This window comes from Psychrobacter sp. GW64-MNA-CIBAN-0177 (assembly GCF_040309585.1).
Lineage (GTDB): Bacteria > Pseudomonadota > Gammaproteobacteria > Pseudomonadales > Moraxellaceae > Psychrobacter > Psychrobacter okhotskensis.
Window position 1 is genome coordinate 1 of the sequence record NZ_JBEOOY010000031.1, and the last position, 20728, is coordinate 20728.

General features: G+C 40.7%; 16 protein-coding genes, 2 pseudogenes and 1 other annotated feature. Of the genes and pseudogenes, 12 read left to right on the top strand and 6 right to left on the bottom strand.

Annotation, left to right across the window (positions count from 1 at the left end; all coding sequences use genetic code 11):
• The first annotated feature begins 21 nt into the window (after positions 1 to 21).
• Together AAEY79_RS13165 and AAEY79_RS13170 are read left to right on the top strand one after the other, a co-directional pair.
• Positions 22 to 1241, top strand: a protein-coding gene (locus tag AAEY79_RS13165) for an IS3 family transposase (protein ID WP_407074202.1) whose coding sequence is annotated in 2 segments (ribosomal slippage) — positions 22 to 298 and positions 298 to 1241 — 1221 coding nt in all. Because the reading frame shifts where the segments join, the coding sequence is not laid out codon by codon here.
• Positions 297 to 413, top strand: a sequence feature (AL1L pseudoknot). (Overlaps the previous gene by 117 nt.)
• Before the next feature lie 42 nt (positions 1242 to 1283).
• Positions 1284 to 1520: pseudogene (locus tag AAEY79_RS13170) on the top strand (integrase core domain-containing protein); the annotation flags it as partial.
• 292 nt (positions 1521 to 1812) lie between these two features.
• Here AAEY79_RS13170 and AAEY79_RS13175 read toward each other — a convergent pair.
• The 3 genes from AAEY79_RS13175 to AAEY79_RS13185 form a co-directional block, all read right to left on the bottom strand.
• Positions 1813 to 2766: a DMT family transporter gene (locus tag AAEY79_RS13175; RefSeq protein WP_025646106.1), complete on the bottom strand. Its 954-nt coding sequence runs from the start codon at positions 2764 to 2766 to the stop codon at positions 1813 to 1815.
• A 223-nt stretch (positions 2767 to 2989) separates the two neighbouring features.
• Positions 2990 to 4453, bottom strand: a complete 1464-nt coding sequence (locus AAEY79_RS13180; protein WP_352288681.1) for a sodium:solute symporter family protein — start codon at positions 4451 to 4453, stop codon at positions 2990 to 2992.
• Positions 4454 to 4733: 280 nt separating this feature from the next.
• Entirely contained in the window at positions 4734 to 5990 is a 1257-nt protein-coding gene (locus AAEY79_RS13185) for a M24 family metallopeptidase (protein WP_352288709.1), read from the bottom strand.
• 227 nt (positions 5991 to 6217) lie between these two features.
• On the opposite strand from AAEY79_RS13185, the gene AAEY79_RS13190 reads away from it, so the two are divergent.
• From AAEY79_RS13190 to cynS, 3 genes and pseudogenes are all read left to right on the top strand, one after another.
• Positions 6218 to 7198 (top strand): GlxA family transcriptional regulator, encoded by a 981-nt coding sequence (locus tag AAEY79_RS13190; RefSeq protein ID WP_352288684.1) that lies wholly within the window; start codon positions 6218 to 6220, stop codon positions 7196 to 7198.
• 299 nt (positions 7199 to 7497) lie between these two features.
• Positions 7498 to 8994: pseudogene (locus AAEY79_RS16710) on the top strand (IS3 family transposase).
• Positions 8995 to 9744: 750 nt separating this feature from the next.
• Complete coding sequence (cynS, locus tag AAEY79_RS13210; RefSeq protein WP_101204377.1) at positions 9745 to 10185, top strand: cyanase; 441 nt, start codon at positions 9745 to 9747, stop codon at positions 10183 to 10185.
• Positions 10186 to 10207: 22 nt separating this feature from the next.
• Here cynS and AAEY79_RS13215 read toward each other — a convergent pair whose 3' ends face one another.
• Positions 10208 to 11926 (bottom strand): protein kinase domain-containing protein, encoded by a 1719-nt coding sequence (locus tag AAEY79_RS13215; protein WP_352288687.1) that lies wholly within the window; start codon positions 11924 to 11926, stop codon positions 10208 to 10210.
• An 83-nt stretch (positions 11927 to 12009) separates the two neighbouring features.
• Positions 12010 to 12825, bottom strand: coding sequence for a formate/nitrite transporter family protein (locus tag AAEY79_RS13220; protein WP_101204375.1), 816 nt, complete (start codon positions 12823 to 12825; stop codon positions 12010 to 12012).
• Between the two features lie 949 nt (positions 12826 to 13774).
• Here AAEY79_RS13220 and AAEY79_RS13225 point away from each other — a divergent pair.
• Together AAEY79_RS13225 and AAEY79_RS13230 are read left to right on the top strand one after the other, a co-directional pair.
• The gene (locus AAEY79_RS13225) at positions 13775 to 14080 is read left to right on the top strand and encodes an IS630 transposase-related protein (RefSeq protein WP_075103765.1); all 306 of its coding nucleotides are present in this window, start codon (positions 13775 to 13777) and stop codon (positions 14078 to 14080) included.
• Complete coding sequence (locus AAEY79_RS13230; RefSeq protein WP_352288691.1) at positions 14055 to 14618, top strand: transposase; 564 nt, start codon at positions 14055 to 14057, stop codon at positions 14616 to 14618. Before AAEY79_RS13225 ends, AAEY79_RS13230 begins: the two co-directional genes overlap by 26 nt.
• Before the next feature lie 434 nt (positions 14619 to 15052).
• Here the strand turns inward: AAEY79_RS13230 and AAEY79_RS13235 are convergent, their stop codons facing one another.
• Positions 15053 to 15436, bottom strand: coding sequence for a hypothetical protein (locus AAEY79_RS13235; protein ID WP_352288693.1), 384 nt, complete (start codon positions 15434 to 15436; stop codon positions 15053 to 15055).
• Between the two features lie 425 nt (positions 15437 to 15861).
• Between AAEY79_RS13235 and otsB the strand changes: the two genes are divergently transcribed.
• The 5 genes from otsB to AAEY79_RS13260 are packed head-to-tail and all read left to right on the top strand — an operon-like array spanning position 15862 to position 20677.
• On the top strand, positions 15862 to 16749 hold the full coding sequence (otsB, locus tag AAEY79_RS13240) for a trehalose-phosphatase (protein ID WP_352288696.1): 888 nt from the start codon (positions 15862 to 15864) through the stop codon (positions 16747 to 16749).
• 21 nt (positions 16750 to 16770) lie between these two features.
• Positions 16771 to 18333 carry a trehalose-6-phosphate synthase gene (locus AAEY79_RS13245; protein WP_352288698.1) on the top strand — a complete coding sequence of 521 codons (1563 nt, stop codon included), beginning with the start codon at positions 16771 to 16773 and terminating at the stop codon, positions 18331 to 18333.
• Between the two features lie 19 nt (positions 18334 to 18352).
• Positions 18353 to 19438, top strand: a complete 1086-nt coding sequence (locus AAEY79_RS13250) for an acyl-CoA dehydrogenase family protein (RefSeq protein WP_352288701.1) — start codon at positions 18353 to 18355, stop codon at positions 19436 to 19438.
• Complete coding sequence (locus tag AAEY79_RS13255) at positions 19426 to 20286, top strand: PIG-L deacetylase family protein (protein ID WP_352288703.1); 861 nt, start codon at positions 19426 to 19428, stop codon at positions 20284 to 20286. Before AAEY79_RS13250 ends, AAEY79_RS13255 begins: the two co-directional genes overlap by 13 nt.
• Positions 20270 to 20677, top strand: coding sequence for an SAM-dependent methyltransferase (locus AAEY79_RS13260; RefSeq protein ID WP_352288706.1), 408 nt, complete (start codon positions 20270 to 20272; stop codon positions 20675 to 20677). The genes AAEY79_RS13255 and AAEY79_RS13260 overlap by 17 nt, the downstream gene beginning before the upstream one ends.
• Positions 20678 to 20728: the final 51 nt, after the last annotated feature.

The window sequence follows — 20728 nt, forward strand, 5'->3', positions numbered from 1 at the left end:
ACATTCTGAGAGAATACGACAATGAAAAGACAAACCTACACTCCTGAGATTAAAGAACGCGCCGTTCGCATGCTGATTGAAGCGTCGAGCGACTATCCTTCTACATGGTCAGCCATTCAAGCCATAGCGTCAAAGATTGGCTGTACGCCTGAGACACTGCGATCCTGGCATAAAAAGCACATAGACCAAACCATTCCCGCCTCAGTGCAGGCTCAAAGTGACAAAGAGCGTATCAAAGAGCTTGAACGCGAGAACAAAGAGCTCAAGCAAGCCAATGAGATTATACGTAAGGCTGCTGCTTTTTTCGCCCAGGCGGAGAAGGGCCGTCCACCCAGATAATGGTTCAGTTTATTGATGACTATAGAGGTAGTTATGGGGTCGAGCTGATTTGTAGAGTACTACCGATTGCCCCGTCAACCTATCACCGTACTAAAGACCTAGAGTGCTGCCCTGAAAGGCGTTCACTGCGCAGTCAGCATGACGACTACTATCTCAGCGAGATTAAACGCATCTGGCAGGACAGCAAATGCCGCTATGGTGCTCGCAAAGTCTGGCGGCAGATGAAGGCAGATGGCATTTATATCGCACGCTGCACCGTCGAGCGTTTAATGAGTCAGCACGGCTTACAAGGTGTCTGGCGCGGTAAGGGTAAGATTACCACCAACAGCCGTGACGACCAAAAGCGTGCTGACGACTTGGTCAATCGTAACTTTAATGCCCATCGTCCTAATCAGCTGTGGGTTGCAGATTTTACTTATATCAAGACATTGAGCGGCTGGGTTTATACCGCTTTTATTATTGATGTATTTGCTCGCGCTATTGTCGGCTGGAAAGTATCGAATCGTATGAACACGGATATGGTAATGGCGGCATTAAATCAAGCGATAACAGATAGAAACAATCCCAAAGATGTCATTCATCACAGTGATCGAGGGGTTCAGTACTTATCTATTCGCTATACCGATAAGATGACGGACTCTGGTGTTATTGCCTCCGTTGGCACAACAGGCGATTCATACGACAATGCATTGGCTGAAACGGTCAATGGGCTTTACAAGTCTGAGGTGATTCATTATTTAAAGCAGAACTGGACTGGTGTGAACGATGTTGAACTTGCAACCCTTGAATGGGTGGATTGGTTCAACAAGAAGCGTCTACATAGCACGATTGGATATGTGTCACCCTTTGAGTTTGAAAAGCGGTATTATGATAATTTAACCCTGTCAGGCATCGCTGCCTGACTCAAGTAGATCAGCCTCCGATATAGTCGGGGCGGTTCAGATTGGGCATCAGCTCATGGCATCTATATTGATTATATCGAGCCTGGCTGTCCTTATCAGAATGCTTATATTGAACGGTTTAATCGCAGTTACCGCAATGAGGTTTTAGACTGTTATCTTTTTAATAATTTAAACGAGGTTAGTAAGTTGACTGAAGACTGGATCAAGGTTTATAACAACGAAAGACCCCATGATTCACTTAATGATATGACATCTGCTGAGTACAGGCAGGTGGCTTAATTATTCTACGATGATGTTGTGTTAAGAATGGGGTATTTACAAACTGACTATATATCCAAATGAGCCATTTATTTAATTCACCTTATATTGACTAATGCGCTTCACAAGTCCGAAAATAGTATGAAATCGTGATCGGTGCGCTATACAGGAATCGAACTCTAAGCTGTATACTCAATATTTAGAGTGCTTTCAATAACTGTCTATTAACTTGTAGCGCACCTCAATATTTTTGAGAGCTCAGCAACTGATTTGAGAGAGTTGTACTATAAATAATAATGTTTATAAGACTAAATTACGATAATTTTTGTCTTCTAAACCATCTCGGCAGTTGTACATTGGTCGAATTTGTTAGCCCATTTAATAAAGCAACGAGCAAAATCAAAAAAACGCCTATATATTGAATACCTGATAACATTTGATGCAGGAGCAACACTGCCAAAAATATCGCGGTCAAAGGTTCAAAGATAGTAAATACTGACGCGCGTGTGGCTGGTAGTTTTTCTAATGCTTTCATATATAATGCAAAAGGTGCAATCGTACCTACCAAAGATAAGCCCAGTACATATATCCAGCTAATAACGGGAAGCTGTATCAGCTTATAATAAGTTGTATACGTGGTAGGAATGAACAATAATACAATGCCACTGAACAAAATTGACGTAAAAAAGACAAGTGGTGCAGAGTGTTTATGATGCATGGCGCGTTTACCAAGCACACCATATAAAGAGTAACAAACGCCAGAAAGCAGCCCAACGGCAATACCCAAATTCCCTTCAGTAGTGCCACCCATCGTAGTCATACTAACGCCAATCACTGCTACAATTGCTAACAATGCAGCTTTATAAGTAATTCGCTCATCTAATAATAGGTGCGAGAATATCAAGCTAAAGACTGGCGCCGTATAGAGTAATGCGACTGCTGTGCCTGCTCCCACATGAAGCACTGCAAATAAGTAGCAAACCGTCATACCCAGTACGCCAATTAGGGATTGTAGACCAAGCCCAAACCATTGACCGAGTGTTAGCCTACTTAATGGTTTCCAGATCTTAGGCAACATCGTTATAGCAATAATAGCTGCCGTTATGATACGCAATATCGTAATTTGCCAACTACTAAAACCTAATTGACTAAGATAAGTCGAAAATATACCAAGTGTGCCCCAACATATGGCCGCCATGACAATTTGTATGGTGCCAATCCATGGCTTGACATCAACCGCTATAGGTCTGGTTTTCAATACTTCCACGACTAGTCACCTCTATTATTGAACATAAAATGTTCGTAATATCATTGAGTAAATATAAAAATGGTACAAAATAACTGAGTGTTAATCAGCATTAGCTTATCTATACAACTCATACTTGCCAGCCTTACTGAATACGTAAACCGCTGAATTTATGACTATCAGTCAATAAACTCAGCGGTTAGTTTAGGCTCTGTTAAGTATTTATAAATATAAGTATCTATATCTAAGCGCTGACAGATTCTTCTGATATGGCTTTGACTCTATTAGGAACCAATACACTAACGACCACGTAAGTGATGGCTGATGCAGCTGATCCGATAAGAGGTCCCTCTACCCAGCCGACAATACCTGTTGTTAAGAGATAACTACTGCAAACAGCACCGACGATAATAGAGGCAATAGCAGCCATCGTTGAGCCTTTATAAAAGATAGTCACCAAAAGTACACCAGATAGAGCTGCCATTAAAGTACCGCTAGAGAATATGCCTAGATAGCTAAGCATCGCTTCAGGTAAGAAGAAAGTAGAAATGAAGGCGATAGCAGCCACAATAGCGACCCACAATCTATTCAGTTTCAATAGTTCAGCCTCAGTGCGAGGTTTATTGTCAAATATAGCCAAACGCAAATCATGTGAGGCAGCAGTTGATAAGGTATGCAAGATAGAGTTTGCCGTAGACTTCATAGCAAAAAGAATAAACAAAGTGATCACACTACCCACCACACTTGGAATAGCATTGGCTAAATACCAAGGCATTGCTTCATCGGGATTGATCAGACCTGGGTTTTTGATACGAACATATAAACCAACGATAGGCACCAAACTCAAAACACACCCTAGAATGGCCGTATAAAAGCCTGTTTTGGCAATACTAATATTAGATTTCATCGCCAAAAAACGTACTGACATATAAGGCAATGCAGTACTAAAAATAAGCGCATAGACAAATACTAGAAAAACAGAAGCTTTGGCATTACCATATGGGTTAGAACTCTCTGGATTGACAAGGTTTGGATCTATCGCATTCAGCTGCGTCATCATATCTGCTAACGGAATGTCAGTGAACACCTGAACCACTATATAAATGGCAGCAGTGGCCATCCCAATCACCATAAAAGTATCAGTCCAAGCAACGGCGAGCAATCCGCCTGCCATGGTATAAATAGTAATAATTACCAATAAAAGCGCAGAAGCCAGAAGAGGTGAAATACCTAGCCAGCTACTACCCAACATACCAAGCGCTCTAATCTGAGCCGTCAAAAATACGGTCAAAAATATAATCATGCCTAAAGACGTGACAATACGCAAAGTGCGAGCAGATACTGAATTTCGATCATTACAGTGCAAATTGACGATAAATTCAGGAATGGTACTACTACCCATCTTCATGGCTCTATTACGCAAATAGACCGCAAAAAATAATACGGCGACGACCATGGCTGGTGCAAAAAAGAAATTACCTAAAAGCTCAATCGTCCCATATTGGTATGCGGCACCAGGTGAACCCATAAAGCCCCAACCACTAAACCCAGTAGCCACGACAGTACCTGCCATAACAAAAGGCCCTAATGAGCGACCGGCTACTAAAAAACCACTTTCCTCATCTGCTGACATGACTTTTGAAGCTTTACTAGCCAATACAATGAGAAGCGCAATTGCTGCTAACAATATCATCCAATTAATAAACATGTCGATTCCTCGTATCGTTTACTACATTACTTGTTATGACGCTCTACGAAGAAATAACTCACTGCCAGTAATAGCGTCAGTACATTAATGGTCAAAAACCAAAATAACGTCCAGCTGTTAAGAAACAGGTCCATAATGTTATTTCCTTAATAAGTAAAATGTGAAAATAATTGCATCGTGCGAGGCGCATCATCATCTATGTTGGCGGGCTTAAAATAAGAAACTTATTCATGGTAGCCTACTCAATATAGACAGTATTTATTGATGACACTCCCCTACATTAACGACCGATAATATTATGCTCAGGGCCGTACTTAAAGCCTGTGATATTGTCAGCGCCCGTCTCATTGATGACTAAAATGTCATGCTCTCGATAACCGCCAGCACCCGGCATGCCCTCTGGAATCATAATCATCGGCTCCATAGAGATGACCATACCTGGCTCAAGCACTGTTTCAATATCTTCACGTAGCTCAAGTCCTGCCTCGCGTCCATAATAATGGCTGAGCACACCAAAAGAATGTCCATAACCAAAGCTGCGTTTTTCTAATAAGTCGTATTTTGCATAAATTTTATTCAGCTCATGTGCGATATCGCAGCAGCGCACGCCAGGTTTTATAAGCTCAAGACCTGCTTCATGCACTTCACAATTTATCTGCCAGTAGCGTAGTGAATCTGCATCACATTTATCCAAGAACAATGTGCGTTCAAGCGCGGTATAGTAGCCTGCTATCATAGAAAAACAGTTAAGACTCAATATATCACCCGACTGGACACGGCGATTGGTTACTGGATTGTGGGCACCATCGGTATTGATACCTGATTGAAACCAAGTCCATGTATCCATGAGTTCCACTTGACCAAACTGCTCCCCAATAGCCTTCACCATCGCTTGTGTAGATGCCAAGGCAACTTCGTATTCGGGCACGCCATCATAAACAGCCTGTACCAATGCCGCCCCACCAATATCACAGACCTGAGCGCCCTTTGTTATTAGCGCTATCTCTTCAGCGGACTTAACCATTCTCATGGTCATACATGCTAGGCTAATATCAACAAACTCTACATCGGGTAAAATAGCTTTGAGCTTAGCAAAGCGATCCATCGGCAAATGATCAAACTCAATACCGACGCGGCCGTGATGAGGAATTTGTTGAGCAATGGCTTTGAAATAGTTATCACGCTGCCAATCAGTGTAAACAATATTATTGTCGCCCACAGTACGCCTCCAAGGCTGTCCACCATCGATATTGGCAGAGATTGACACGACTTCTTTTGAAGTAATGACTAGTCCATAAGGTCGCCCAAAAGAGCAATATATAAAGTCAGAGTAGTAATTGATGTTATGTATCGAGGTAAAAAGCGCCGCCACAATGCCATGACTATCTAAATACTCACGAAGTTTCTCATGACGATTTGCATATTCTTGATGACTAAAAGTCGGTTGCACTTTTTGGCCGTTTTTAATTTCGATTAGACTTGGGAGATGCAGATTATCTAATGAGCCATCTAAAGAGGTTAGGTTTAATGAATTCATCCATTTTCGAGAAAAATCTGTAGAAGATAACGTGCTAGTAAGGTCTTTTAGTGCTGACATGGAACGTCTCCAAAGTAGGTAATAATTAACTGAGAACACGTTCGATAATAGAGGTAAAATTAATAAGGTATTTTTTCATAAGCGACATTTTATGTTTATAATCGGACATATGGACAAACAACTTAACATTAGCCAGAATTCTAGGTATGTTCTGAAGGCGACAAAAAATGACTCAGATAACGGAAAAGATAATAGACAAGCCTAGGCGTATTGGGTTTCTACTGATTAATGGCTTTACCATGCTCGCGTTCAGCAATATCATTGAGCCACTTCGAATGGCGAATTATGTGAGCGAGCAACTCTTATACTCGTGGGTGGTGGCAGGGTTCGATGACAATAAAACCAGTAGTAGTAACGGTATTAAGTTAAGTCATACTGCACCACTCGACTACTTATTAACCTGCGACTTGGTATTTGTATGCGGAGGACACCAAACAGATTACTTGGAATCTAGTAAGCTCATTACCTTAATTCAGCGATTGGCAGTACGGGATATTGCACTTGGCGGTTTGTGTACAGGAGCGCTAGCATTGGCTGCTGCGGGCTTACTTGAGCAGCAAGCAGCCTCATTGCATTGGGAGAACATCAGCGTAGCCCAAGAAAGCTATCCAGGTGTTATTTTTAATGACCAAATATTTACAATAGCACCGCAGCTATATTCTTGTTCAGGTGGAGCTTGCGCATTGGATATGACTTTACATATCATCAATAAGCATCATGGTCATCATATCGTTTCCAAGATACAAGACATGTTTATTATCACCTCTATACGTGAGCCTACTTACGTACAGCATATGCCCAAGCCAAAAATACTGAGCAGTAGCTATACCAATGTAATAGATGCTATTGCATTGATGAAAACCAATCTTGAAGAGCCTTTAAGCGTTAAGGATATTGCCCATCATCTTGGATTATCAAGTAGACAATTACAGCGCATATTTAACAAAAATTTTAGTTGTTCACCGCAACAGTATTACGTGCGATTGCGCCTTGAACACGCCAAATATATTCTTAAACATACTACGCTGCCTATTAGCCAAATCGTACTAGCAAGCGGCTTTATCGATAACAGTGCATTCTCTAGCGCCTTCAAAAAAAACTATGGCATGACACCAAGCCATTACAGGCAAGAGAATCAGCTGATATAACCTATTTTTTATTGACGCAGTAACTAGGATGGCTTAACGGTATTCTTTGACTACCCTAAAGACATCAGAAAATCACTTTATGATTCTGTTTGACGACTGTATTAGTAAGCCTTTAATCTAAATGGCAGTTACATAGAATCTAGGATAAAACCTCCAAATTAAAAAAGCCATAAAAGTCATTGCTCCTATGGCTTTACTATTTTTCATATATTGAAACTTAGACTTAGCTTTGAGTGAGCTATGCTGAATAAACCGTACAACTAAACTTGGTAAACTAAGCGTATTAACCGGAGTTTACCATAACCAAGAAAGTAAGAACCTACAGTGACGAATTTAAAGCCGAAGCTGTTAAAAAGATAGCAGACAACAACGGCAATATTTCAGCCACTGCAAAGCAGCTTGGCATCGCCATGCAAACGCGCTCAAACTGGCAGAACAAAGCCAATCAAGGCAAGCTTGTAGGAACAAAGCAGTATGACCCTGAACTTATGAGTGCGCTTGAAGAGGTAAAACGCCTAAAGCGACAGCTTAAAGTTGCCGAAGAGGAGCGCGAAATACTAAATGAGGAGGGATAAAGCGAAGCACTGCTTCGCCCCGACGCAAGATGAGAGCTATGCTCGAATGAGGCCACGGCGTACTTCGCGAATGAGGAACGTTAAGAAACAGTCTGGGAGACTGTTTTAGTGACGCAAGGCGAAGGGCTATGTCCGCAGTGACAGTTAGTCAGGTACGCCTTTATCAAAGATAATCAGCACTTCTTTAGCATCACCACTATGTGCCGTGTGTTAAGGGTTAAGCCATCAAGCTACTATGACTGGCTAAGTCGTGATCTCAGCGACCAACAGATACATCGTAATCAGTCTGAGCTACTAGTTAAAGCGGCTCACAGTGAAACCCTCGAACGCTATGGTGTTGAGCGACTGCATGCAAAGCTCATAGAGCAAGGGCATGACATTAGCCTATATATGGTAAGAAGCATCAAAGAGGAACACGGCATTAAATGTCGTAGTCATAAGCGCTTTAAAGTCACCACTGACTCTAATCACGACAAGCTGGTCTATCCAAACGTACTGGATCAGCAGTTTGATGCCAATCGCCCTAACCAAGCATGGGTAAGCGATATTACTTATATCTGGACACATGAGGGCTGGTTGTATTTAGCAGGCGTCAAAGACTTATATACCAAAGAGCTGGTCGGCTATAAATGTCGTCGTCACAAACGCTTCAAAATCACCACTGACTTTAATCACAACAAACTGGTCTATGATAACGTGCTTGATCAGCAGTTTGACGCTAAGCGCCCTAACGAGTCGTGGGTCAGCGACATCACCTATATCTGGACGAATGAGGGTTGGCTGTACTTAGCAGGCGTCAAAGACTTATATACCAAAGAGCTGGTCGGCTATGCGATCAACAAACGCATGACCGCAGATTTGGTCTGTCGCGCATTAAACATGGCCATCAAGAACAAACGACCTGCCAAAAAACTAATAGTCCATTCTGACAGAGGCAGCCAGTACTGTAGCCATGCCTACCACAAGATCGTTAAGCAGCATCAATTTACAGGATCTATGAGTGGCAAAGGCAATTGTTTCGACAACGCTCCGATAGAAAGTTTCTGGGGCGTCTTGAAGAATGAGCTAGTATATCACCAGAACTATAAAACTAGATTTGCAGCCATCAGCGATATCATTGGCTATATTGAGCTGTATTACAATCAAACGAGGATTCAAAAGGGCTTGAGCTATAAGTCGCCAAGACAGATGTGGTTTGATTATTATCGTCAGGCTGCGTAATTAAAATCTCCCAAGTTTAACTGTACGGAATTGACGGCAGGGGTCATTCAGTAAGACCATAATTACATAGACAACCATCATGCTTATCGTGCACAACTTGCTCCACCAATCGCCTTCTAACTAAGTGGCCAGTTTGGCAGTGCGTTGATCCCAACCAAGTTGTTCAGCTTCTTAATGCGCACAAGCAATCAGTTGCAGCGTTGAAAACGGTATGTCTTGACTAGGATTCTGTTCAATCATTGGTAAGTCATACAACGGTTCTCGCTGCGGTATAAGTGATACGTAGATAAAGTAACAGTCTCAAAGAAGTTTTTTTCAGGCAAGTTACTGGCAATGGTATCGTGACAGTTCAAAAAAACCAGTCTTGTTGAGCAGTTTAGTGGCGACAATCCCTATTTTATTGCAATAATTTGACCCAATTGAGTGCTCTGATAGCATATCAGAACAATTTTGGTGCACAAGTATATAAACGATACAGTACCCCTAGTAGTTCATTACACTCTTACACATTCAGATTAAGGACTCCACCTTTTAGCTTCTAAGTCTTGCAAAATAATGGCGTTATTTCTTAGTAGTATGATTTTTTTCTTGTCAATCAGCGATGATTTGATGGCAATCTTTGATGTTGTGAGAGTCATTTGCATTCTCGTTGGGTATTTGTCCTGAACTGGCACGACCCTTGCAACTTGTTAGTTGCATCGCAAAAGCCTAATTTTCATCATTTAATTTAAACTATCGGAGTAATTGAGTATGACACGCGAAGAATTAACAGAAGCGATTATTTTGGCTAAAAAAGAGAAAGCTCTAAGCTGGGAAGATATTGCTGCTTATCTAGAAATGGGAGTTGTTTGGGTGACGTCAGCTTGTTTTGGTAATAATAGTATGCCTGAGGCACCTGCTAGTAAATTATGCTCGTTGCTAGAGCTTACAGACCAAGCAAAGACTACTTTGATGGAATATCCAACAAAAAGTTGGGGACGTGATGTTCCTCAAGACCCACTTGTCTATAGACTGTATGAAGCAGTTGGTATCTATGGCACTAGCATCAAAGAGGTGGTTCAAGAAAAGTTTGGGGACGGTATTATGAGTGCAATTGACTTCTCTATTGATATTGATAAAGAAGAAAATCCTAATGGGGATAGAGTCGTTATTGTACTCAATGGTAAATTTTTACCTTATAAAACGTGGTAATTCGATCTAATATACGATTGAGCTACCAATAGTCATTTAAAATCAGGCTAAGCACTACTACTAATAAGGCAGTGCTTACGCTTTGCCAGAATCTCACTGGGTCGCGTTCGATCCATGCGGTATTATGATCAGGTTTAAAATCTGAGCTTGGTCTATTAAGCTCATAAATAAATTCAGAAACTTCTTTATAGCGACGTTTTGGATCAATATCTAATGCTTTATTTATAGCATAAACGGACCACTCTGGTATACGTATGCCCAGTTCTAACAATGGTCTAATTTTGAGTTGATTTTGCGCCTTTTTGCTATAGGCATTAGATACCTTCAGGCCATACGGCAATTGACCACTTAGAATCTGATAAGTTAAAATACCCAGCGAAAAGACATCACTTCCTGCCGTACCTACATCACCTAATAAATACTCTGGTGCCGTATACTGTAAACTACCTGGTATTGTATTGTTAGCATTAACCTTATCTAAACCTGCGATGCTAACCTCGCCAAAATCAATAATTGTGACCGTCCCTTTGTCATCTATCAAGATATTTTCTGGTCTTAGATCACGATGAATCACCTCGGCGCGGTGCATGACTTGTAATCCAGTTGCAATTTGCTGAATGATAGATCGTACTTGATTAAGGCTCGGTTTTGGATGCTCCGCCATCCATTGAGCTAAGCTTTGAGCTTCAACATAGTGGCTTAGAGTATATAGTTTTGAACGTGGCGTTTTTAGCTTAGGCGCTGTCATCAAATGAGCATTATTTAGACGCCTTGCCACCCACTCCTCCATAAGCATACTTTCAATGTGAGTGTCATCTTGACTTTTTTCAGCAGAAGGCGTTTTTAGGACGTATAAACTTTCATTTTGATCTATGACTAAGTATGTGTGGCTACGCGGCGTTTTACTGAGTGGCCTAACAACATGCAGTCCATCAATTACAGCTCCCTTTTCTAACGAGATTATGGGCGTAAGATCTTTGGTATACCTATAAAACTCACTTCTATCTTCTGCTGGTAGATCATTAATTTTTATCACTAAAGCACTGGCATCATCTACAGAGCCTTTTGTAGTAGCCAATTCACAAAGGATTTGAGCACAGGTAGCACTTGGTAATTTTTCTAATGTCTGAATGATATCATCGTTGTTTAGATATTCATGAACACCGTCACTTAGTAAAAGGTAGCTTGCGTCCAACTGGGCTTCAACGTTTAGATAATCCAGACGGATATGATCATCTAAGCCTAGTGCTGCACTTAGATAAGTACGTTCATCATCATAAACTTGACGATGATCTTGAGTGAGAATATTGATAATACCCTTGTGTAGCATAACGACACGGACATCACCTGAGTGAAATATGTGAATGGTGCGCGATTTGATAATAAGGGTAGCAAATGCACACACATAGCCTTTATTTTGATTAAAGCTGTGCCCGCCTTGTCGACTTTGTGCAACCAGCCATGAATTTATTGACAGTAATACTTTAAACCCCGATGTCTTTGCAGACCAAGTCTCTGGTGTATCTAAATAATCATTTAAAAAACTACTCACTGCTATTTGACTGGCTTCTGCACCAAATTGACTAGTACTTATACCATCAGCAACGGCAAATACAGCGCCCTTAGATTGCAACAGACTATCATCAGGCACATAGGCGATAAGAGCGTCCTGATTTACCAGCTTTCCTATTCCTGCTTGTGAATGCTGACTAATACTCACCGAAATTTTTTTCTGTGTCATTGTGATGTCCAGAAGCTAAGATTGATCCCTCAATAATAGACCTCGCCTAAGCGAGGTCTATTAATAGCACAACTCATTTATTATCATTGAACCAATTTGCGGCTTGGACGAGTTCGTACATGAGTAAAGTAAAGTGGCAAACCTACAAAAAACAGACCACCTACTAGGTTACCTAGTACTGTAGGTAATTCATTCCAAATCAAATAATCTGCGATTGTAAAATCACCACCCATAATCATTGAGAATGGGAATAGAAACATATTGACGATAGAGTGCTCAAAACCCATATAAAAGAAGAGCATGATTGGCATGTACATGGCAAACATCTTACCAGATGCTGAAGTTGAAATCATAGCGCCTACTACGCCCATCGAAACCATCCAATTACATAACATACCGCGAACAAAAATAGTAAACCAGCCCGAAGTTCCGTGAGACTGATAACCTAGTGTACGAGCCTCTCCAATAGTGCCTACTTTGGCCGCTATAGTGCCACCGTCTGTCTCATAGCCAAAGGTTAAGATAAAAGAGGCTAGAAAAGCCACGGTTATGGCTCCGCCTAAATTGCCTAAAAACACAAGCCCCCAATTGCGTAATAACTGCTTCATGTCGCAGCCTGGACGCTTATCTAGTAATGCTAAAGGCACAAGTGTAAATACACCTGTCAGCAAATCAAACTTCATCAGATATAGCATAATAAACCCGACCGGAAACAATAATGCCCCTACCAGCGGATTACCTGTATTCACTGTTACTGTAATCGCAAAGAAAGCCGCCAGTGCTAATATTGCACCTGCCATAAAGGCGCGGATTAAGGTATCACTGGTTGACATACTCATCTTAGACTCACCAGAATCTACCATTTTCGTCGTGAATTCGCTTGGATCAATGTAAGCCATCTAACACCTCAATTGTTGATTCATAAATAACAATATAGTTAAAGCAATAGGTGTGCCAATTGTTACGAGACAATCCTAATGTTATTGTCATTACCTGGTTTCGTAACTAACTATTTTGTCTTACAACTCTCTAACTATGGTGTCTTGGCATTTTATGACCTAGGACCTTCTAAAGGATAACTTTGTTATACTTTGTCTTATTATATTCTCTCAAACAGTATTCTCTATTTAAGAAGCTCCTAGTTGGTGCATTGCTATAGTAGCGCTCCTCAGCGGTGCTCCTCAGCGGTGCTCCTCATATGATAAGCTCTTAATTGGTGCACCACGATAGTAGTTACTAAACAAGCTCAGATACTACATAAGTATTGACCCCTACGGCCAAAAAACATTAACTACTACGATATTTGAGTAGAATACACTTTATCTTTTATAACAATATTTATCAAAGCGATGACAGCGAGTGCAAAACTCAGCATCACGATATCAATACTACCCATCGCAGAGATAAACCATCCGCTAAGTGCTGATCCGATCAGGATTTTTAAGTTAGCAAATGACATATATAAACTGTTAGCAAAAACCTGGGGCTCACCGGCATCATTATATTGGCTGGCGCTTTCTTTTCAGCTTTAGCTCCACATTTGCCAGCAACAACCCCGACAATATCAACATCATCGCCAGCATCTTCAACAACGTCACTCCTTCCCCTGTGAGCAGCACGGAAGTCACCATACCGAATATTGTGATCCCTGCTGTCAATCCCGTACACTTAAACTTGGGAGATTTTAATCAGACAACTGGCGGAAGTTTTTTAGGCTATACCCCAAGGGAACCAGTTATTTTACCCTCTAAACCTATTAACAGACTACTTAAAACAGACTGATATAGTCACCTGACCACAAAAATGTTATAAAATAAATCAACTAAACGATTACCACAATAAATAACCATGACTTACTCCCTAGATTATCGCAAACAAGTCTTAAAAAGCTTAGATGAGGGCATGACCTTTGCTGAAGCTGCTGTTTTCTATGATATCAGTCCAACGACTATCCAGAAGTGGAAAAAGCGTCTTCATAGTAAAACCACTCGATATATTAAGCCCTACAAAATAGAGGATGAAGCCTTAGCTCAAGATGTCAAAGACCACCCTGACGATTATCACTATGAGCGAGCACAGCGTTTTGATTGTAGCCCAACAGGCATCAGTAAAGCCTTAAAGCGTATTGGTGTTAGCAAAAAAAAAGACACTTGAGCATCCCAAAGCCTGTCCTGTGAAAAGAGCGACTTATCTAGCCAAGCTTAACCACTACATTGCTCAAGGCTTTGCTATTGTCTATATGGACGAAAGTGGGTTTGAGAGTGAAACGATGCGTCCTTGTGGTTATGCACCCATTGGTAGCCCCTGCATTGGCAGTTACAATTGGCAAGCCAAAGATCGAACCAACGTCATTGGTGCACTATATGGCAAAACGCTGTTTGCACTCAATTGCTTAAAGACCAACATTAATAAAAAGATTTTCTATCACTGGTGCAAGTTCACGCTGATACCAAAGCTTAAGAGAAAATGTGTAATCGTTATGGATAATGCAGCCTTTCATAAGCGCGTTCAAAAGCTGCTTAACAGGCATAGTCACAGGCTATTATTCTTACCTCCTTATAGTCCTGACTTAAATCCCATCGAGAAAAAGTGGGCTCAAGTGAAGTTTTTACGCCAAGGTTGGATGGAAAATGACTTATCTAAATTGTTTTATGATATTCATCCAAAACATAACTCTTTTGTAGTGCATTGACTATATAATGGAACCATCTATAACAGACTTTTGAACTATGAGACTAGTCGCTATGCTTTTTTCTATCAATAGCCTATAGCTATAGTTGAGTTTGATAATTTCTTTTAGCACATTGTAAAAGATTGAGCTTACCCTGATATATTACGCTTTTTATCGGATAGACTTTTTAATACTCATCAGAATTTTTTGATATCTCTATAAAAAGTTAATGAGTAAGTCATGCTCTTCAATTATCAAAGCTATTTGAACCCAACTCTCAATAAAAAGACAGCTTTACTATAATAAGAAAATTACTTTTCTCATTATAGTAAAGCCGTCGGTATTGCTAAGTATTCAGCACACAACTTATTAATTTTTATGATCTTAAGATAAGTTGTTATTCCTACTTTAAGTTTAATCCAAGTATAGGCATATTCTGCTCTGACATCTACGATTTATTGAGCACTTTCTACTGGGTCTTGATTGAAACTCGTATTTTCCTCATCTACCATCGTGGTGTCACTAGTTATTGCGCCATCAGTCATTTCATCGGTTGTAGTACTATCCGTCATCGTATCGGTAGTGGCTGTACCAGCTGGATCCATAGGGCTGGCTGTCTCTGCCATTCCCATATCCGTAGTTGTTTCACTCAGAGCAGTGTCCGTACCTACTTCAGTATCAGTCGATCCTTTTTCAACAGCAGTAGCTTCAGTCGTGTCCATCGTGTTATCTGGCGTCTCTTCCACTTCGTTACTACAAGCACTAAGTCCCATAACGCTGACCAGTAACGCAATCCATAGTTTACTTTGAAGTGAATGGCTAGAGGTTATTGTCTTCATTTTAATATCCTTAATAAAGTTAAGATAAACCATTGATTATGGTATTGAATATTGCAACTTAACCATTACTTTAAATGAATTCCAATATTAATATATGTGCCGACTAAGACGTTTTTGTTAAATTTTAATAGCTTTTTTAAGTAATATAGTTATATGGGACTATTAAAATGAAATCTATTACTGTTTTTTAAATAATCCTTAACCTAAGGATGAAACCGTGTAATAAATTTAATCAATTACAAAAGTGTAGTAAATTTAATCAATTACAAAAGTGTAGTAAATTAAGTATAAAAACTGACAATATTTGGCTTTTTTTATGGCTATATTATTAAAAACTTACTAATCATTAATTTTATATATAAACCGTTGGAAGCGCTAAGCTAAAAAACATATCAGCAAGTATTGCTTTAGGAGCTATTTTTACTATGGAAAGTTATCCTATATATATGCAGCCGAATTTAATAGCAGATTATTTGAAACATCAGGAAAATTGCTATTTGTTTTTGGATATAGACGGTACGCTTTCAGATTTTACCCTAGACCCTAAAGATAGCTTCGTACCATATTCAACTTTAATTATATTACAGGAACTGCAAAAACATGGCATTGTAGTCGCTATTGTAACGGGTCGCAGTCTTGTTGAAGCCAGAAAATTATTGGCACCTATAGAGTTACCGATTGCAGCAACTCACGGTCTAGAAATAGCATTGAATAGTAGTCTTGGTAAATTCGAAGACGAAGATCTGAATAGTGTAAATACGCTTTCTATTAATACCTTAGAACTAGATGAAATAAAGCAAGATATCCTCCGCTCTTGTGCCACCTATGACGACTTCTTCGTAGAAAGTAAACCTTATTCCGTCGCTTTACACTTCAGAAAGAATCCCGTTTTGGCTGATGAAGCTTATCGCCTGATGAAGGAAGTATTAAAGACCTATCCTGATTGGGTGTTAAAACCTGGCAAATATGTTTGGGAAGCGATCCCAAGAGGTGTAAATAAAGGGACTGCCATTTTATGCCTACTAGGCAAAATAATAAACAAAGCTAGCAATGATACTTGTGCCATTTTTATTGGTGATGATATTACTGATGAAGCGGGTTTCAGAGTCCTACAAGATTCAAAAAAGATAGTCGAAGGCTTAGAACAACCACCAAAAGGGTTAGGCATTAAAGTAGGAAGGGAGTCGACCTGTGCTCATTATTATGTCAACGATATTAAGGAAGTAACAGATTTACTTAATAATTTGCTAAGTTTTTGCCAAACACGTGATATGTCACCATCTGGAGTAATAAAAGTCAATTCTCACTATTAAGGAAAAGTTGAGGTCCATTTTATGAGTCGTTTAATTGTCTTATCAAATCGGGTTAAAGTACCCGACAACAAACCAATGGCTGGCGGACTGGCAGTAGCTCTACAAAACGTATTGATAGGGAACTCAGCGGTTTGGATGGGTTGGAATGGTAAAGTCATGGAGAGCAGTGATAATACTAACGGTTCTACTGACTTATTTACTAGCAAGCAAGCCAGTTTGACAGGTGAAGGCGCTTGTATTACTTATATGACCACAGCTCTTACCACTGAGCAATATAATCAATTTTACTGTGGTTTCGCTAACAATGTTTTGTGGCCGTTACTGCATGAACGAACCGATCTGATTAGTCAAAAACCCCGAGATTACGCAGGCTATCAAGAGGTAAACCAAATTTTCGCTAAGCAGCTAAAAGCAATAATCCAGCCTGACGATGTAATTTGGGTACATGATTATCACTTTTTAAGCGTGGCATATCATTGTAGACAGCTAGGTATCACCAATCGTATCGGATTTTTCTTACATATCCCCTTTGCCTCATTACACTTTTGGAAAACGCTCAAGCAAAGCCGTGAGATTGTGCATCATTTAGCTCATTATGATCTAGTAGGTACGCAGACTCAGCAAGATAGGACTCATTGCTTGAATGTCTTGCAGTATTACTTAAAAGACTATTTTATACACGACCAGCTTGTAGCAAGCGCACCGATAAATGTGTTGGACATGAAGCGAAACTTTGCTCAGCCCTATACTTATACTAGAGCAAAAATGACGCTCAATTTAGCGCTGAAATCTCAGCACTCTTTAATGGTGGATGCTTATCCAATAGGAGTCAATGTGGCGCAGATTCAGGAACAAGTGGACCATTTATCTCTAGAGGCTGCATTGGACTCTGCCACGTCTAATCAAAGCGCAAAGCCCACCTTTCAGCAGATTATCGCAGTCGATAGGATTGATTATTCAAAAGGGCTATTAAGACGCTTTGCGGCATATCGTGATTTTTTGGCGCAGCACTCATCGTATCAAAGCCACCTGCAGCTATTACAAGTTGCCTGCCCTAGTCGTTTAGATTTGCCGACGTATCAAAGTCTCTACGATGAGGTCAAAAAGGAGGTTTATGACATCAATCAGCACTATCTGTCTGAGGATAGCGCTTGGCAAGCCATTAACTATAGCGAAACAGCATTGAGCCATGAGAAATTGATGACGATGTTTTGGCAAAGTGACGTCGGTTGGGTGAACTCGCTCAAAGACGGTATGAATCTAGTAGCCAAAGAGTATATTGCTGCCCAAAACCCTAATAACCCTGGTGTGTTATTGCTCTCCCGTTATGCTGGAGCCGCTGAACAAATGCAGGCTGCCGTCATCATAGATCCCCATCAGCCACGAAGCATGATAGAGGGCTTAAAAACGGCCTTAACGATGCCGTTGGAAGAGCGTCAGTCTCGTTATCGGTCATTATTGCAAGGACTACAGAAAGACAATTTGCAGATTTGGCAGCAGAGTTTTTTGGATGATTTATACAACGAAAGCAGCAGTCAAATAAGTAGCATGGAGCCCGCCAATATTCAAATGTCTGACTCATAAGGATAACTAGGAGACTCTCATGCGATCGATAAATACAAAAAACGATTTATTAAAAGATATTAAAGTCGCTGTCGATAAAATAATAGTTGCTGACAATCAAGCAATGAGTACGCTTAATCTGACCGCTGCATTACGCCGTGAAATTTTAGATATATTAGTGTCTTATAGCGAAGATATTCCTCATCCAGCAAGCGGTATGGTGGAGCATAGTAGACTTTCAAACACTTTAATACGCTGGCAAGTTTTGGCATATGTTGCAAGTATTGATTTAACTATTGCTAAATGGTTTGAGTCGCATTTAGACGCTTTAAGTATTCTGAATGAAATTGGATATAGTAAGGCAACCAAAGGTTTATGGGCCGTTTGGGCAGCAGAAGGCCATCCCGACCCCCTTCGTTATGAGCAAGGAAAGGCCATTGGTCACAAAGCATGGTGTTCAGGATCTGGCATGGTAGATTATGCCCTTGTTACTTATCGCAATAGCAATAATCAGTCACAACTAATAATTATAGACATGCATCAGGCAGGTATTGAAATTAACAATAGTGAATGGCAGGCAGTAGGAATGCAAGCTACAGATACAGCTACTGTGAAGTTTTGTGGTGTATCAGCAAGTTTGGTTGGAAAAGAGAATGCCTATCTAGAACGTGTGGGTTTTTGGCACGGGGCTGCAGGGGTTGCTACGTGTTGGTATGGTGCAGCGGCTTGCTTAGCAAGCTATTTGACCACTGCTTATCAGCAAAAACCGAATGACTACAAGGCAATGTATTTAGGTGAAATTGGCACTGCATTAGCAGTTATTCAACAATACCTATATTACGTCGCCGATCTGATAGATACTGAACCACTGTCTTGCCATGAGCTTGCTATACGCCAATTAAGAGCTCAAGTTGAAACAGTCGCGCGCCACACAGTAGAGATCGTGGGTCAAGCATTAGGAGCCGCACCATTTTGCCGTAATGCTCATTTTGCAAGACTATCAGCAGATCTTCCCGTGTTTATTCGCCAAAGTCATGGTGCTTTCGACTTACAAAAAATTGGTGAGTTGACCAACCTTTTACACAGTAATTGGACTCATAGACAGGCAAACATATGGCAACTATAAAATTAGATAAGAACATACAGCTTATCTTCAAAGATAATAACGCTAAGTCTACTACCCTGCTTCGATATCCTCATCCAATCGTAGGAGACCGGATTATTGAAGGTGCTGGTACTAGCTCAGACACATGGCAAAACTGGACGGGATTACGAAAACTGCCTCAATTAAATATTCAGACAAGCTTCAACTCACATCAACGCGTCTGTATCTTTGCACCGCATCCTGATGATGAGATATTAGGCTGTGGCGGATTATTACAGCAACTAGCAGATAACGGCAATCCCATAGTCCTCATCCACGTAACTAATGGTACCCAAAGTCATCCGGACTCGAAGATTTATTCTCCAGAACAGCTTAACACCCTCCGTCCAAAAGAAAGTGTTGAAGCTCTAAAAACATTGGGCGTGAACCATCAGGTTATGACACTTGCTTTAAACTTAACAGATGGCGATGTATTCGCGCAGCAAACTCTCTTTTATCAGAAATTAGTAACTATCCTCCAGCCTAACGATATTTTAGTCACGACCTTCGCACAAGACGGGCATCCTGACCATGAGGCCACAGGGCGCGTGGTCAACTCGTTTGCCAAGCAACATCGCCTGCGCTGCTATCAAGTACTGATATGGGCATGGCATTGGGCAAAGCCTGATGACAGTCGCATCCCTTGGCAACATGCTGTGAGAATGGACTTAACGCCTGAACATTTACAGAAGAAAATCAAAGCTATCCACTGCTTCAAAAGCCAAACTACTGAAGATGTAAGTACAGGCAGCTCGCCTATTCTATCTACGCAAACGATTACTCGAATTAGCCAACCTTGGGAGGTTTACATATATGAACCATACCTCTAAAGAAAGCTTGGCTAATTCTAGTCAATACAGCGCCTATTCGGATTCATATTTTGACAAATTATATAATGACAATACCGACCCATGGCAATATCAAACTCGTTGGTATGAAGAGCGAAAACGTAATACTTGCTTGGCTCTACTACCCCAACCACACTATGAACGTGCGATTGAATTGGGCTGCGGTAATGGCGTACTAAGCGAGTTATTGGCTCATCGTTGTCAGGATTTAATCAGTATCGATGGCAACCATCAAGCAGTGAAACTTGCTAAAGAGCGTTTAGCAGCACTACCTCATGCTAAAGTCATACAAGGTATTGTTCCCGATAAACTATTTTCTTTAAAAGAGTTATTGGAACAGAGAAAACTGACCCCTGCTGTCAAATCCGTATAACTAAACTTGGGAGATTTTGATTACGCAGCATGACGATAATAGTCAAACCAC